We start from the raw sequence: 338 nt of genomic DNA, 5'->3' as shown, positions 1-338 counted from the left end.
ACAGGGCAAAGAAACAACGAGAGTACAAAGCGAAAAGGTAATATGGTTATTCAGGGAACCAGTGATAAGTCTATAAGTGATTTATTGAAAGAGATGAAAGAGTCTGATTTAAATACAGGCTACCCACTGTTTCTATACGCTCCAATACGTGACTGGTCTACCCAAGAGGTTTTCACTTCCTTAGAACTTTCTGGAGCTAAGCCTCTTACTCGTAGTTTAGCTGGGCTCCCTCCCCTTCCCGGCTTCCTTTCTGATTTCGCCCTGCTTTTGGCCATTTATGGGAATGCTTCTTCTGATGTCTGTGAGATTGCAGTAGGACAAAAGAATTCAAATGGTTG

General features: G+C 42.6%; 1 protein-coding gene. It reads left to right on the top strand.

Going from position 1 to position 338, the window contains the following annotated elements:
• Window positions 1-42 precede the first annotated feature (42 nt).
• A partial coding sequence (locus tag IQR33_RS32155; RefSeq protein WP_228013729.1) for a hypothetical protein occupies window positions 43-338 on the top strand: 296 nt, incomplete at its 3' end.

Origin of the sequence: Vibrio sp. OPT46 (assembly GCF_015163535.1) — a bacterium.
Taxonomy (GTDB): Bacteria; Pseudomonadota; Gammaproteobacteria; order Enterobacterales; family Vibrionaceae; genus Vibrio; species Vibrio alginolyticus.
Note: the sequence above shows the minus strand (reverse complement) of the source record. Positions and strands in the feature narration are given on the sequence as shown.